This is a genomic window from Pedobacter deserti (genome assembly GCF_024436415.1).
Taxonomy (GTDB): Bacteria; Bacteroidota; Bacteroidia; order Sphingobacteriales; family Sphingobacteriaceae; genus Pedobacter; species Pedobacter faecalis.
The window spans coordinates 1,598,091-1,613,016 of record NZ_JAFMZQ010000001.1; the positions used below are offsets into that span (position 1 = coordinate 1,598,091).

12 protein-coding genes and 5 tRNA genes are annotated in these 14,926 nt (G+C 43.2%); all 17 read left to right on the forward strand.

Annotated features, from left to right (window positions below; translation table 11 throughout):
* The first annotated feature begins 12 nt into the window (after positions 1-12).
* The 17 genes from rpsU to rpoC all read left to right on the forward strand — a co-directional run bounded on the left by rpsU (position 13) and on the right by rpoC (position 14,906).
* The gene (gene rpsU / locus J3P40_RS07235; protein WP_256004201.1) at positions 13-207 is read left to right on the forward strand and encodes a 30S ribosomal protein S21; all 195 of its coding nucleotides are present in this window, start codon (positions 13-15) and stop codon (positions 205-207) included.
* A gap of 118 nt (positions 208-325) precedes the next feature.
* Positions 326-1,216, forward strand: a complete 891-nt coding sequence (locus J3P40_RS07240) for a tyrosine-type recombinase/integrase (protein WP_256004203.1) — start codon at positions 326-328, stop codon at positions 1,214-1,216.
* 14 nt (positions 1,217-1,230) lie between these two features.
* Positions 1,231-1,578, forward strand: a complete 348-nt coding sequence (gene hpf, locus J3P40_RS07245; protein ID WP_256004204.1) for a ribosome hibernation-promoting factor, HPF/YfiA family — start codon at positions 1,231-1,233, stop codon at positions 1,576-1,578.
* A gap of 206 nt (positions 1,579-1,784) precedes the next feature.
* Positions 1,785-1,857, forward strand: a tRNA-Thr gene (locus J3P40_RS07250).
* An 8-nt stretch (positions 1,858-1,865) separates the two neighbouring features.
* A tRNA-Tyr gene (locus J3P40_RS07255) sits at positions 1,866-1,948 on the forward strand.
* A gap of 10 nt (positions 1,949-1,958) precedes the next feature.
* A tRNA-Gly gene (locus J3P40_RS07260) sits at positions 1,959-2,031 on the forward strand.
* A 64-nt stretch (positions 2,032-2,095) separates the two neighbouring features.
* A tRNA-Thr gene (locus tag J3P40_RS07265) sits at positions 2,096-2,167 on the forward strand.
* A gap of 115 nt (positions 2,168-2,282) precedes the next feature.
* Complete coding sequence (gene tuf / locus J3P40_RS07270) at positions 2,283-3,470, forward strand: elongation factor Tu (protein ID WP_256004205.1); 1,188 nt, start codon at positions 2,283-2,285, stop codon at positions 3,468-3,470.
* Between the two features lie 81 nt (positions 3,471-3,551).
* A tRNA-Trp gene (locus J3P40_RS07275) sits at positions 3,552-3,622 on the forward strand.
* A gap of 13 nt (positions 3,623-3,635) precedes the next feature.
* A complete protein-coding gene (secE, locus tag J3P40_RS07280) occupies positions 3,636-3,833 on the forward strand; it encodes a preprotein translocase subunit SecE (protein WP_256004207.1) in 198 nt (65 codons plus the stop codon).
* Positions 3,834-3,841: 8 nt separating this feature from the next.
* Entirely contained in the window at positions 3,842-4,384 is a 543-nt protein-coding gene (gene nusG, locus J3P40_RS07285; RefSeq protein ID WP_256004208.1) for a transcription termination/antitermination protein NusG, read from the forward strand.
* Between the two features lie 79 nt (positions 4,385-4,463).
* A complete protein-coding gene (gene rplK / locus J3P40_RS07290) occupies positions 4,464-4,907 on the forward strand; it encodes a 50S ribosomal protein L11 (RefSeq protein ID WP_256004209.1) in 444 nt (147 codons plus the stop codon).
* Positions 4,908-4,930: 23 nt separating this feature from the next.
* Positions 4,931-5,629 (forward strand): 50S ribosomal protein L1, encoded by a 699-nt coding sequence (gene rplA / locus J3P40_RS07295; RefSeq protein WP_256004210.1) that lies wholly within the window; start codon positions 4,931-4,933, stop codon positions 5,627-5,629.
* 2 nt (positions 5,630-5,631) lie between these two features.
* Positions 5,632-6,153, forward strand: coding sequence for a 50S ribosomal protein L10 (gene rplJ, locus J3P40_RS07300; RefSeq protein WP_256004211.1), 522 nt, complete (start codon positions 5,632-5,634; stop codon positions 6,151-6,153).
* Between the two features lie 62 nt (positions 6,154-6,215).
* Positions 6,216-6,593 carry a 50S ribosomal protein L7/L12 gene (gene rplL / locus J3P40_RS07305; protein WP_256004212.1) on the forward strand — a complete coding sequence of 126 codons (378 nt, stop codon included), beginning with the start codon at positions 6,216-6,218 and terminating at the stop codon, positions 6,591-6,593.
* Positions 6,594-6,746: 153 nt separating this feature from the next.
* On the forward strand, positions 6,747-10,550 hold the full coding sequence (gene rpoB, locus J3P40_RS07310; protein WP_256004214.1) for a DNA-directed RNA polymerase subunit beta: 3,804 nt from the start codon (positions 6,747-6,749) through the stop codon (positions 10,548-10,550).
* A 72-nt stretch (positions 10,551-10,622) separates the two neighbouring features.
* Positions 10,623-14,906 (forward strand): DNA-directed RNA polymerase subunit beta', encoded by a 4,284-nt coding sequence (gene rpoC, locus J3P40_RS07315; protein WP_256004216.1) that lies wholly within the window; start codon positions 10,623-10,625, stop codon positions 14,904-14,906.
* Positions 14,907-14,926: the final 20 nt, after the last annotated feature.

The following is a 14,926-nucleotide window of genomic DNA, read 5'->3' on the forward strand; positions in this document are numbered from 1 at the left end:
TATTTTTACGTTATGATCATTATCAATATTAAAGACGGCGAATCATTAGATAAAGCGTTGAAACGTTTCAAGAAGAAGTTTGAAAAGACTGGTGTGTTAAGAGAGCTTCGCAGTCGTCAGGCATACGAAAAAAAATCTGTTACTCGTCGTACAGAGGTTAAACACGCTATATATAAGCAGAATATGCAAATGGAAGGAACGATTTAGTTCTTTTGATGCTAAAATATAGAGCCCCGCAGTGAACTACCGCGGGGCTTTTTTTTGCATTTTAATTTGGTTTCTTTATTAAGATTTAACGATATTGACATTATTGAGTTGTGCGCTTATGAATATGCTTGTTGACCATTTTTTGAAGTTCCTGCAGCACGAAAAGCGATATTCTGCCAATACTATCGGGGCGTATCAGAACGACCTGGGCCAGTTTGCTGGCTTTTTAACCAGTGAGTTTGAACTTGAGGTGGGTTTGGCTCAACCTGTGCATGTCAGGGCTTATGTAGCCTGGCTGATGGAGAATGGTGTAGCCGAAAGTTCTGTCAACAGAAAGGTTTCGACATTGCGGAGTTTTTATAAGTACCAGGTCAGACAAGGAGAAATGAAGGTAAGCCCGGTGAGACAGATCAGGACACCGAAGGTGCCAGCCAGGGTACCTGTCTTTGTAGACGATCAGAAGATGAATACGCTGCTCGACTCTGAAGATATATTCGACAAAAGTTTTTCCTCGGTGAGGGACCGGATGATCCTGGAGGTGTTGTTCGGCACCGGAATACGGGTTTCTGAGCTTCTGGCGCTAAAGGAGCAGGATGTCGATAAATATAATTGCAGCATCACGGTGACTGGTAAGCGCAACAAGCAGCGCGTGGTGCCGCTTACTAAATTACTCTCTGATGAGCTACGGGATTTTATTGTTTTAAAATCAATACATGAATTCAGTACTAACGCGGATGCTTTGTTCGTTACTAATAAAGGTCTCCCTATGAGCCGAGGTCAGGTGTATGGAATTGTCCGCCGTTATTTAACATATATTTCAACTCAGAAGAAGAAGGGTCCGCATGTTTTGCGGCATTCTTATGCGACGAGCCTGCTGAACCGTGGGGCGGATTTGAATGCCATAAAGGAATTGCTGGGGCATGAAAGTCTTGCTGCCACTCAGGTATACACGCATAATACTATAGAAAGATTAAAATCAATTTATAAACTCGCCCATCCAAAGGCATAAAAAAGGAGGAAAATATGAAAGTTACAGTTCAGTCGATCCATTTCAATGCAGACAAGAAGTTGTTAGACTTTATCCAACGGAAGGTAGATAAGCTTGATCAGTTCTTCGACCAGATCATCAGCGGGGAAGTATATCTCAAGCTTGAAAACGTAGAAGATGAAGCGAACAAGATAAGTGAGATCAAACTGATTGTGCCTGGAGGGACAATGTTCGCCAAAGAGCAGTGCAAGTCGTTCGAAGAAGCTACAGATCTGGCCATTGAATCCTTAAGAAAGCAGATCACCAAACATAAGGATAAGACCCGGGCAAAATTGAGCGAACATAAAGCATTGATCGTCGAAAATGAACTGTCTGATTATTAGCCAGATATTTCGAAAACCTTGCAAATAGAGAAATGGCGGATAAAATTCCGCCATTTTTTTTGAAAATAATTTTGCGCAGTTCCTTTATTCTTGTAGATTTGCATTCCATTTCAGAGAGGGCGTTGGTGCTAAAGATAAATGGAATGTTCTATGAAAGATTAAAATTATAATATGCTTACGCTTTTTAAGGTGTAAAGTATATATAAGCCTCCTTAGCTCAGCTGGTAGAGCAACTGACTTGTAATCAGTAGGTCATTGGTTCGATCCCGATAGGAGGCTCTTTTTTTGGGGAGATACCAGAGTGGCCAAATGGGACAGACTGTAACTCTGTTGTCGCAAGACTTCGAAGGTTCGAATCCTTCTCTCCCCACAAAAAAGAAGCGGAAGTAGCTCAGTTGGTAGAGCGATAGCCTTCCAAGCTATAGGTCGCGAGTTCGAACCTCGTCTTCCGCTCTAACAAAAAAAAAGGTGGGCAGTCCGCAGCGCATTGAGTATGATGGATTGCAAGCTGAGATTAGCCGAAGTAGCTCAGCGGTAGAGCACTTCCTTGGTAAGGAAGAGGTCGTGGGTTCAAGTCCCATCTTTGGCTCAAATGAAATTAAAGGCTTTGTTAGATCTGTTAAAGCAGAGCGGACAAGGTTTTTTGTATTGAAGGTATCAAAACAACAAATAATAAAAGTTAACCTACAAATAAGTATAAAAACATGGCAAAAGAAAAGTTTGACCGCAGTAAGCCGCACTTAAACATCGGCACAATCGGTCACGTTGACCACGGTAAAACAACCTTAACAGCAGCTATCACTAAAGTGTTATCTGATGCAGGTTTATCTGAGGCGCGTTCATTTGATTCGATTGACTCAGCTCCTGAGGAAAAAGAAAGAGGTATCACCATTAACACTGCACACGTTGAGTATTCAACTGCTAACCGTCACTATGCACACGTTGACTGTCCAGGTCACGCGGATTACGTGAAGAACATGGTTACTGGTGCTGCGCAAATGGACGGAGCTATCATCGTTGTAGCTGCTACAGATGGTCCGATGCCACAAACTCGTGAGCACATTCTATTGGCTCGTCAGGTAGGTGTACCTTCATTGGTTGTATTCATGAACAAAGTGGATATGGTTGATGACCCTGAGTTGTTAGAACTGGTTGAAATGGAAGTTCGTGAATTGTTATCATTCTATGAATTCCCTGGTGATGATATTCCTGTTATCCAAGGTTCTGCTCTTGGTGGCTTGAATGGTGATCCGAAATGGGTTGCTAAGATCATGGAACTGATGGATGCTGTTGACAGCTACATTCCAATTCCTCCACGTTTGACAGACCTTCCATTCTTGATGCCTGTTGAAGACGTATTCTCGATCACTGGTCGTGGTACTGTTGCAACTGGTCGTATCGAGCGTGGTCAGATCAACACCGGAGATCCTGTTGAGATCCTGGGTATGGGTGCTGAGAACCTGAAGTCGACTGTAACAGGTGTGGAAATGTTCCGTAAGATCCTTGATTATGGTGAGGCTGGTGATAACGTAGGTTTATTGTTACGTGGTATTGAGAAAACTGATATCCGCCGTGGTATGGTTATCTGCAAGCCAGGTTCTGTAACTCCTCACACTGATTTCAAAGCTGAGATCTATGTATTGTCAAAAGCTGAAGGTGGCCGTCACACTCCATTCTTCAACAAGTACCGTCCGCAATTCTATTTCCGTACTACAGACGTAACTGGTGAGATCTCACTGGCTGAAGGAACTGAAATGGTTATGCCTGGTGATAACGTTACCATCACTGTTAAGTTGATCAACGCTATCGCAATGGAAAAAGGACTTCGTTTCGCTATCCGTGAAGGTGGTAGAACCGTAGGTGCTGGTCAGGTAACTGAAATTTTAAAGTAGTCTCAGGTTAGTATAATAACCGGGATGAGATAAAAAGATCAAGGTACTTGGGTGTTATAGCCTAAGTACTTTGTTCTAAACACGGGAATAGTTCAATGGTAGAATAGAGGTCTCCAAAACCTTTGATCAGGGTTCGAATCCTTGTTCCCGTGCAAACAATTAATTATGGCTAAAGTAGTTGAATTTATAAAAGAATCGTATGAGGAAATGACTCAGAAGGTCACCTGGCCTACCTGGGGAAATTTGCAGAGCTCTGCCATACTTGTTTTGATAGCCTCTCTTATTATTGCTTGCCTGATATTTGCGATGGATAAGGGTTCTACTTTTGTTTTAGATACTTTTTATAAATCACTTTCTAATTAAATTGCTGAATGAACGATCAGTTGAAATGGTACGTAGTTAGAGCTGTTAGCGGGAAAGAGAAGAAAGTGAAGCAGTATATTGATTCTGAGATAAGCCGTCTTGGGGTCTCTCATCTTGTTCCTCAGGTATTGATTCCTATGGAAAAATATTACCAGATGAAGGATGGGAAAAAGATAGCTAAGGAGCGTAACTATTATCCTGGCTATGTTTTAATTGAGGCTGTTTTAGACGGAGAACTTGAGCACGTTATTAAGAATGTAAATAGCGTTATAGGGTTCTTAGGCGATAAGGGGGGAAATCCGGTTCCTATGCGTCAGGCGGAAGTTAACCGCATATTAGGTAAAGTCGATGAGATGAGCCAGCAGAGTGAGACAATGAATATTGCTTATTATGTTGGTGAGAACGTTAAAGTAATGGACGGACCGTTCAACGGTTTTACCGGAGTTATCGAAGAGGTAAACGAAGAGAAAAAGAAATTGAAAGTTATGGTGAAGATCTTTGGCCGTAAAACGCCGCTTGAGCTTAACTATATGCAAGTAGAAAAGGAGTAATACCTCCCATATAAAAACCTTAATTGTTACATTGCTTCCAACATTAACATTGAGTTTTACAAATTAACAAAAACAGAAAATGGCAAAAGAAGTCAGTGCACTTGTTAAATTACAGATCAAGGGCGGAGCTGCAAATCCATCGCCACCTGTAGGACCTGCTTTGGGTGCTAAAGGTGTTAACATCATGGAGTTTTGCAAGCAATTCAATGCTCGTACCCAAGATAAGCCAGGTAAAGTATTACCCGTTGTAATTACTGTTTATGCTGACAAGTCGTTCGAATTCATCATCAAAACCCCTCCGGTGGCTATCCAGTTAAAGGACGCTACTAAGATTCAGAGCGGTTCTGCTGAGCCCAACCGTAAGAAAGTTGGTTCGGTGACTTGGGATCAGGTTAAAGCAATTGCTGAAGATAAGATGACTGATTTGAATGCTTTCACTATCGAGTCGGCAATGAGCATGGTTGCCGGTACAGCACGCAGTATGGGAATCACCGTTAGCGGTGACGCGCCCTGGACTAATTAATTAACAAAAAATAGTTTACAACAGTGGCTAAATTAACAAAAAATCAAAAAAAGGCACATGCTAAACTAGAATCCGGAAAGCTGTATTCTTTAAAGGATGCTGCTGCTTTGGTTAAAGACATCACCATGACTAAGTTCGATGCTTCTGTAGACATCGACGTGAGCCTTGGTGTAGATCCACGTAAAGCCAATCAAATGGTACGTGGTATCGCTACTTTACCACACGGTACAGGTAAGACTGTACGTGTACTGGTACTTTGTACTCCTGATAAGGAGGAAGAGGCTAAAGCAGCTGGAGCGGATTTCGTAGGTTTAGATGAATATGTGAGTAAGATAGAAGGTGGATGGACCGATGTTGACATTATTATCACTACACCGTCTTGCATGGCAAAAGTAGGTAAACTGGGGCGGGTTTTAGGTCCGCGTAACCTGATGCCAAACCCTAAGTCGGGGACGGTTACCAATGAAGTTGGTAAAGCAGTTACTGATGTAAAAGGTGGTAAGATCGATTTTAAGGTTGACAAAACAGGTATTATACACGCTTCGATAGGAAAAGTATCGTTTCCGGCTGAGAAGATTTATGAGAATGCTTTAGAAGTACTTCAGGTAATTTCTAAGTTAAAGCCTTCTGCTGCTAAGGGAACTTACTTCAAGAGCATTCACGTATCCTCTACAATGAGTCCTGGAATTGCAATCGAAACTAAATCAGTAGCGGGGATCTAATTATGAATAGAGAAGAAAAACACGAACTTGTTTCTGCTCTGCAAGGTAAAATGCAGGAGTATGGTAATTTTTACATTGCCGATACTTCCAGCTTAACCGTTGAGAAAGTAAACAGCATCCGCCGCAAATGTTTCGAAAGCGGTATTGAAATGCAGGTAGCTAAAAATACTTTGATCAGAAAAGCGATTGAAGGATTGGAAGGCGATGCATCAGATATCTACGTTGCGTTAAAAGGTCAGTCAGCACTGTTGTTCTCAACAGTTGGTAACGGACCTGCAAAATTGATCAAGGCGCTTAGAAAAGGATCAGATAAGCCAGTGCTTAAAGCGGCGTACATTGATTCTACGGTGTTCATCGGAGATAATCAGCTGGATACCTTGGTAAGCCTGAAATCAAGAGAGGAACTTATTGGCGACATTATTGGCTTGTTGCAATCACCTGCTAAAAACGTTGTTTCAGCATTGAAATCTGGTGGAAGTACGATTGCAGGCCTGGTAAAAACTCTTCAGGAAAGAGAAGGTTAGAACTCCTTAAAAGTTCATATTGAATAATTATTTTATACGTAAATTTTTAAAAATCTATAAAAATGGCAGATTTAAAAGCGTTTGCTGAGCAATTGGTAAACTTAACAGTTAAAGAAGTTAACGAGCTAGCTCAAATCTTGAAAGACGAGTATGGTATTGAACCAGCTGCTGCTGCAGTTGCTGTTGCAGGACCTGCTGCTGGTGGCGATGCTCCTGCAGCTGAAGAAAAATCAACTTTTGATGTTATCCTGAAAGAAGCTGGTGGTCAGAAGTTAGCAGTTGTTAAACTGGTTAAAGACTTAACTGGTCTTGGTTTGAAAGAAGCAAAAGACTTAGTTGACGGTGCACCTAAAGAGCTTAAAGCAGGTGTTGCTAAAGACGAAGCTGAGGCTTTGAAAAAGCAATTAGAAGAAGCTGGAGCTGTAGTTGAAATTAAGTAATCACTTAATTTTACGATCACTTTAACATAGACTCCGACTGAATAGTCGGAGTCTATACCTGTTTATAAACATTTCATCTTGTTTGGTTGGTGAAATCGTTTTGCGGCTAACCAAACAAATAGTTTATTCTTAAAGTAATTTAACTTTAGTCCATTGGCAAATAAAGTCGACCAAAGAGTAAATTTTGCACGTAGTAAGCATGTCATAGATTATCCCGATTTTCTAGATGTGCAGTTGCAATCATTCAGAGAATTTTTTCAGATTGAAACTACTTCTGATAACCGTCATACTGAGGGGTTATTTAAGGTGTTTGCTGAGAATTTTCCGATCACAGATTCCAGGAACATTTTTGTTCTGGAGTTTCTGGATTATTTTATCGATCCACCACGTTATGACATTGCAGAATGCATTGACAGAGGATTGACTTACAGTGTTCCGTTGAAGGCTAAGCTTAAGCTTTCATGTAATGATGCGGAACACGAAGATTTTGAAACCATTATTCAAGACGTATACCTGGGAACCATACCTTATATGACTCCTAAGGGTACTTTCGTGATTAACGGTGCAGAGCGTGTAATTGTATCTCAATTGCACAGGTCGCCAGGTGTGTTTTTCGGCCAGAGCCGTCACACTAACGGGACTAAACTTTACTCTGCCCGTGTAATTCCGTTTAAAGGATCATGGATTGAATTTGCTACAGACGTAAACAACGTCATGTATGCCTATATCGATCGTAAGAAAAAGTTCCCGGTTACCACCCTGCTTCGTGCCATCGGTTACGATTCAGATAAAGACATTCTGGAATTGTTTGACCTGGCCGATGAGGTTAAGGTGAGCAAGTCAGGATTGAAGAAGTTTATCGGTCGCAAGCTTGCTGCAAGGGTGTTAAGGAAGTGGGTTGAAGATTTTGTAGATGAGGATACCGGAGAAGTTGTATCTATTGATCGTAATGAGGTGATCCTGGACAGGGACACTATCTTAGAAGACGACCATATTGACATGATCATCGACGCTGGTGTTAAGACGATCATCTTATCTAAAGATGATGGTGCCAGCCAAGCTGATTATACGATTATATATAATACTTTACAAAAGGATACTTCCAACTCTGAAAAGGAAGCCGTTGAAAACATCTATCGTGCACTGCGTAATGCAGAACCACCTGATGAGGAAACTGCTAGAGGTATCATTGAGCGTTTGTTTTTCTCTGACAAGCGTTATGATTTAGGTGATGTAGGACGTTACAGGATCAACCGCAAGTTGAAAATGGATACGCCTGATCATGTTAAGGTGTTGACAAAAGCGGATATTATTGCGATCGTTAAATACCTGATCAAGCTGATCAACTCGAAAGAGGAGGTGGATGATATCGACCACTTGTCTAACCGTCGTGTTCGTACGGTTGGCGAGCAGTTATATGCGCAGTTTGGCGTAGGTCTTGCCCGTATGGCACGTACCATCCGTGAGCGTATGAACATCCGCGACAATGAGGTATTTACCCCAACTGATCTGATCAACGCACGTACTTTATCGTCGGTGATAAATTCGTTCTTTGGAACCAACCAGTTGTCACAGTTTATGGATCAGACTAACCCGCTGGCGGAGATTACGCATAAGCGTCGTCTTTCGGCTTTAGGTCCGGGTGGTCTATCCAGGGAGCGTGCAGGTTTCGAGGTTCGTGACGTTCACTATACGCACTACGGTCGTTTGTGTACTATTGAAACTCCTGAGGGACCAAACATCGGTTTGATCTCGTCGCTGTGCGTGCATGCCAAGATCAATAACCTTGGTTTTATTGAGACGCCGTACAAACGCGTAGACAATGGTATCGTTGCTGTTGATGAGCCTGTTATTTACCTGTCGGCAGAAGATGAAGACGGAAAGACAATTGCTCAGGCTAACGCCGAATATGACGACAAAGGTAATTTTGTTACCCCGCGTGTAAAAGCACGTTATGAGGGTGACTTCCCGATTATCGAACCGGAGAAGCTTGATCTGATGGACGTAGCTCCTAACCAGATTACTTCGATAGCGGCATCTTTGATTCCTTTTCTGGAGCATGATGATGCGAACAGGGCTTTGATGGGATCGAACATGCAACGCCAGGCGGTGCCGTTGCTTCGCCCGGAGGCTCCTATTGTAGGTACCGGTCTGGAAGGACGCGTAGCACGTGACTCCAGAACACTTATCAATGCTGAGGGAGATGGTGTAGTTGAGTATGTTGATGCGAACGAGATCGTCATTAAATATGAGCGCGATGATAACGATCGCCTGGTATCTTTTGAGGGTGACAGCAAGACATATAAGCTGATTAAATTTAAGAAGACCAACCAGAATACTTGTATCAACCTGAAACCGATTGTTAAAAAGGGTCAGCGGGTTGTTAAAGGTCAGGTACTTTGTGAGGGTTACGCTACTCAGGACGGCGAACTTGCTTTAGGGCGGAACCTGAAGGTAGCTTTCATGCCTTGGCAGGGCTACAACTTCGAGGATGCGATTGTAATTAACGAAAGGATTGTTCGTGAGGATATCTTTACTTCATTGCATATCGAGGAGTTTGAACTTGAAGTCCGTGATACAAAACGCGGTGAAGAAGAGCTGACACCGGATATCCCGAACGTCTCTGAAGAAGCGACTAAGGATCTGGATGAGACTGGTATTATCCGTATTGGTGCTGAAGTAAAAGAGGGCGATATCCTGATCGGTAAGATTACACCTAAGGGTGAGTCGGATCCGTCGCCGGAAGAGAAATTGTTGCGTGCGATCTTTGGCGACAAAGCTGGTGACGTAAAGGATGCTTCGTTAAAAACGCCACCTTCAATTAAAGGTGTGGTTATTGACACCAAGCTTTTCTCAAGGGCTAAGAAAACCACTAAAGCAGAAGAGAAGTCGGCCATCGAAAAACTCGATAAGAAGTATGAACTGGCTATGCAGAATCTTAAGAACGAGCTTGTCGATAAGCTGTTCGTGATCGTAAATGGCAAAACTTCACAGGGTGTGTACAACGTCTATAAAGAGCTGTTGTTCCCTAAGGGTGCCAAGTTTACGCAAAAGAGTCTTTCGGAGCTTGAATACGCGCATATTAATCCATATAAGTGGACTACTGACGATGATAAAAATGAGCAGATAAAAATGCTTCTCCATAACTATGGTATTCGTGTAAACGAAGAACTTGGCGCTTACAAACGCGATAAGTTTGCTATCAGCGTTGGAGACGAACTTCCATCGGGTATTGTTCAGATGGCTAAGGTTTATGTGGCTAAGAAACGTAAATTGAAAGTCGGTGATAAGATGGCCGGACGTCACGGAAACAAGGGTATTGTGGCACGTATTGTACGTGATGAAGATATGCCATTCCTTGAAGACGGCACTCCTGTGGACATTGTACTGAACCCGCTTGGTGTACCTTCGCGTATGAACCTTGGTCAGATTTACGAGACTGTATTGGCTTGGGCTGGTAAAGAGTTGGGCGTGAAGTTTGCAACACCGATTTTTGATGGTGCTAAGCATGATGAGGTGGAAGAGTGGATTGCGAAAGCCGGTTTACCTGCGTCGGGCAGAACTTACCTGAACAATGGTTTGACGGGTGAGAAGTTTGACCAGCCGACCACAGTAGGGATCATCTACATGCTGAAACTTGGACACATGGTTGACGACAAGATGCACGCAAGGTCTATCGGACCATACTCATTGATTACACAACAACCATTGGGTGGTAAAGCCCAGTTCGGTGGTCAGCGTTTCGGTGAGATGGAGGTTTGGGCACTTGAAGCATTTGGTGCGGCAAACATCCTTCAGGAGATCTTGACTGTGAAGTCTGATGATGTTATCGGAAGGGCTAAGACTTACGAGGCGATCGTAAAAGGCGAAAATCTGCCAACTCCAGGTGTTCCGGAATCTTTCAACGTATTGGTTCACGAATTACGTGGTTTAGGTTTAGATATTACTTTAGACTAATATTCGGTAGGGTTTGCTGCTGGAGGTTGTTCTTCGGCAGCAAACCTTATCCGGTATTCAAATAAAAGAACTATGTCTTATAAAAAGGATAATAAATTAAAAAGCAACTTTACTTCGATTACGATCAGTCTGGCTTCGCCTGAAGCTATTCTGGAGCGTTCAAGTGGTGAGGTGCTGAAACCAGAGACGATTAACTACCGGACCTACAAGCCTGAGCGTGATGGCTTGTTTTGCGAGCGTATTTTTGGTCCGGTGAAGGATTACGAGTGCCATTGCGGTAAATATAAGCGCATCCGTTACAAGGGGATTGTTTGCGACCGTTGTGGTGTGGAGGTAACTGAGAAGAAGGTACGTCGTGAGCGTATGGGGCATATCAACCTGGTTGTTCCGGTAGCACATATCTGGTATTTCCGTTCATTGCCAAACAAAATCGGTTGCTTACTTGGTTTGCCGACTAAGAGACTGGACCTGATCATTTATTACGAGCGTTATGTGGTAATACAACCGGGTCTGATGGCTGATGAAGGAATCCAATACATGGATTTCCTTACTGAGGAAGAGTATCTTGATTTACTGGATAAGTTGCCAAAGGAGAATCAGTATCTTGATGATAAGGATCCAAACAAATTCATCGCTAAGATGGGTGCAGAAGCACTTGAAGACCTTCTTAAACGTATTGATCTGGATACCTTGTCTTATAATTTGCGTCACCAGGCTGCAAATGAAACTTCTCAGCAACGTAAAAACGAGGCTTTGAAGCGTTTGCAGGTTGTAGAAGCGTTCCGCGGTTCAAAAACACGCATTGAGAATAACCCTGAGTGGATGATCATCAAGATTGTTCCGGTGATTCCGCCTGAATTGCGTCCTCTTGTTCCTTTGGAAGGCGGCCGTTTTGCTACATCAGACTTAAATGATCTTTACCGTCGTGTTATTATTCGTAATAACCGCTTGAAGCGTCTGATTGAAATCAAAGCGCCGGAGGTGATTCTCCGTAACGAGAAGCGTATGCTTCAAGAGGCGGTTGACTCATTATTTGATAACTCACGGAAAGTTAATGCGGTTAAAACTGAAGGTAACCGTGCTTTGAAATCTTTATCAGATATTCTGAAAGGTAAGCAAGGTCGTTTCCGTCAGAACTTATTGGGTAAGCGTGTCGACTATTCTGCACGTTCGGTTATTGTTGTTGGGCCTAATCTTAAACTCCATGAGTGTGGTTTGCCTAAAGACATGGCTGCTGAACTTTACAAACCGTTTATCATTCGTAAGATGATTGAACGCGGTGTGGTTAAAACTGTAAAATCAGCCAAGAAGATTGTTGACAGAAAAGACCCACTGGTTTGGGATATATTGGAGAATGTCCTTAAAGGACACCCTGTATTACTGAACAGGGCACCTACGTTGCACAGACTAGGTATTCAGTCGTTCCAGCCAAAACTTGTGGAGGGTAAGGCCATTCAGTTGCACCCGCTGGTATGTACTGCGTTTAACGCGGATTTTGACGGTGACCAGATGGCGGTTCACCTTCCGCTTGGTCACGCCGCTATATTAGAGGCACAGGTACTGATGCTTGCTGCGCATAATATTCTTAACCCTGCGAATGGTACACCTATCACCGTACCATCTCAGGATATGGTTTTGGGTCTTTACTATATAACTAAAGGCCGCAGAACTGATGAAAAGCGTGTAGTTAAAGGTCAGGACGCCATTTTCTATTCTCCGGAAGAGGTTATTATCGCTTACAATGAGAAGAAAGTTGATCTTCATGCGTTTATAAAAGTAAAAGTAAATGTTAAGGAGCAGGACGGAAGTATCGTAAACAAACTTATCGATACTACTGTGGGCCGGGTTTTATTTAACCAGATGGTGCCTGATGAGGTCGGCTATATCAATGAACTATTAACTAAGAAGTCACTTCGTGACATTATTGGTGAGGTAGTTAAAATTACCGGTATGGCCCGTGCATCTAAGTTCCTTGATGATATTAAAGAACTTGGGTTCCAGATGGCATTCAGAGGTGGATTGTCATTTAACCTGCAGGATGTAAACATCCCGGTTGAAAAGCATGCGCTTTTGGAGCAGGCTTCGGCTGAAGTTGAAGAGGTAAGGAATAACTATAACATGGGATTCATTACCAATAACGAGCGATATAATCAGATCATCGATATCTGGACCCGTATCAATAACCGTCTTACTTCGTATGTAATGAATCAGTTGTCTAGCGACAACCAGGGTTTCAACTCTGTGTATATGATGCTTGATTCTGGTGCGAGGGGTTCTAAGGAGCAGATTCGTCAGCTTTGCGGAATGAGGGGATTGATGGCGAAGCCACAAAAATCCGGTTCTGGTGGTGAGATTATTGAGAACCCGATTTTGTCTAACTTTAAGGAAGGCTTGTCGGTACTCGAGTACTTTATCTCTACTCACGGTGCCCGTAAAGGTTTGGCGGATACTGCGTTGAAGACTGCTGATGCGGGTTATCTGACACGTCGTTTGCACGATGTTGCTCAGGATATGATCGTGAATTCTGAGGACTGTGGCACCTTAAGAGGTATGTACACCACTGCGCTTAAGGATAATGAGGATATCGTAGAACCATTGTATGACAGGATATTGGGTCGTATTTCACTTCATGATGTATTCAATCCTTTAGATGGTTCATTGCTGGTAGCAGCCGGTCAGGATATTGATGAGGATATTGCCAAGGCCATTGAGGAATCTCCGCTTGAAGGTATCGAGATACGGTCGGTATTAACATGCGAAAACGAGAGAGGTGTCTGTGCACTTTGCTACGGACGTAACCTTGCTACTGGTAAACGGGTGCAACGTGGTGAGGCTGTCGGCGTAATTGCTGCGCAGTCTATCGGTGAACCGGGTACTCAGCTTACACTTCGTACTTTCCACGTGGGTGGTACCGCGTCAAACATTGCGGCAGAGTCTCAGCTTACAGCGAAGTTTGACGGTATTGTTGAGTACGAGAACGTAAGGACAGTTGAAACGAAGACTGAAGAAGGCGATGTTCAGATTGTTCTGGGTCGTTCAGGTGAGTTTAAGATCGTTGAACCAGGTACGGGAAAAGTCATCATGACCAATAATATTCCTTATGGTTCATTCCTGTTTGTAGAGGACGGAGCGAAAGTGTCTAAAGGTGATAAGATCTGCTCATGGGATCCTTATAACGCCGTGATCATTTCTGAATTTGCCGGAAAGATTGAATTCGACGCTATTGTCGAAGGTGTTACTTTCCGCGAAGAATCAGACGAGCAGACTGGTCACCGTGAAAAGGTGATTATCGATACCAGAGACAAAACCAAGAACCCGTCAGTTCGTGTGGTAGATAAGAAGGGTGAGCTGATCCGTAACTATAACATCCCTGTTGGTGCGCACATTGCCATTGATGAAGGTGATATGGTACAGCCCGGACAGATTTTGGTGAAGATACCTCGGGCAACTGGAAAAACACGGGATATTACAGGTGGTTTGCCACGTGTAACCGAACTTTTCGAAGCCCGTAATCCTTCAAACCCTGCTGTAGTAACAGAGATCGACGGTGTAGTAAGCCTTGGTGGTGTGAAGCGGGGTAACCGTGAAATCACGATCGAGTCTAAGGATGGCGAGATCAAGAAGTATCTTGTTCCGCTTTCAAAACATATCCTGGTTCAGGACAATGACTTTGTGAAAGCAGGTATGCCATTGTCGGACGGTTCGATTTCTCCTGCAGATATTCTTGCAATTAAGGGCCCTGCGGCAGTTCAGGAATATCTTGTAAACGGTATTCAGGAAGTTTACCGCTTACAGGGTGTAAAAATCAACGACAAGCATTTTGAGGTGATTGTTCACCAGATGATGCAGAAGGTACATATCGAGGATCCGGGAGATACAAGCTTCCTGGAAAACAACTCGGTAGACCGTTGGGATTTTATGAATGAGAATGACGCTATATATGACAAGAAGGTTGTTGTTGACGCAGGTGATTCAACTACGGTAAAACCAGGTCAGATCTTGTCTCTACGGAAGTTAAGAGATGAAAACTCTCAACTGAAGCGTAAAGACTTGAAGCAGATTGAAGTGCGCGATGCAAGGTCTGCAACCGCAAGCTCTATGCTTCAGGGTATCACGAGGGCATCCTTAGGTACCAAATCGTTTATTTCAGCAGCATCTTTCCAGGAAACTACTAAAGTACTGAATGAGGCAGCCATTGCTGGTAAGCGCGATGAGATGCTTGGCTTAAAGGAGAACGTGATCGTTGGTCACCTTATACCATCAGGTACTGGTGTACGCGGCTACGAGAGAATAATCGTAGGTTCTCAGGAAGAATACGACAAGTTGCTCGCTTCAAAACAGGAAGAAGAGGCTTAAGCCAAATTAATATTGAAGGC

Excerpts from the sequence above, each read along its gene's own strand:
- rpsU (WP_256004201.1), top strand. The coding sequence starts at position 13 with ATGATCATTATCAATATTAAAGACGGCGAATCATTAGATAAAGCGTTG.
- J3P40_RS07240 (WP_256004203.1), top strand. The coding sequence starts at position 326 with ATGAATATGCTTGTTGACCATTTTTTGAAGTTCCTGCAGCACGAAAAG.
- hpf (WP_256004204.1), top strand. The coding sequence starts at position 1,231 with ATGAAAGTTACAGTTCAGTCGATCCATTTCAATGCAGACAAGAAGTTG.
- tuf (WP_256004205.1), top strand. The coding sequence starts at position 2,283 with ATGGCAAAAGAAAAGTTTGACCGCAGTAAGCCGCACTTAAACATCGGC.
- secE (WP_256004207.1), top strand. The coding sequence starts at position 3,636 with ATGGCTAAAGTAGTTGAATTTATAAAAGAATCGTATGAGGAAATGACT.
- nusG (WP_256004208.1), top strand. The coding sequence starts at position 3,842 with ATGAACGATCAGTTGAAATGGTACGTAGTTAGAGCTGTTAGCGGGAAA.
- rplK (WP_256004209.1), top strand. The coding sequence starts at position 4,464 with ATGGCAAAAGAAGTCAGTGCACTTGTTAAATTACAGATCAAGGGCGGA.
- rplJ (WP_256004211.1), top strand. The coding sequence starts at position 5,632 with ATGAATAGAGAAGAAAAACACGAACTTGTTTCTGCTCTGCAAGGTAAA.
- rplL (WP_256004212.1), top strand. The coding sequence starts at position 6,216 with ATGGCAGATTTAAAAGCGTTTGCTGAGCAATTGGTAAACTTAACAGTT.
- rpoC (WP_256004216.1), top strand. The coding sequence starts at position 10,623 with ATGTCTTATAAAAAGGATAATAAATTAAAAAGCAACTTTACTTCGATT.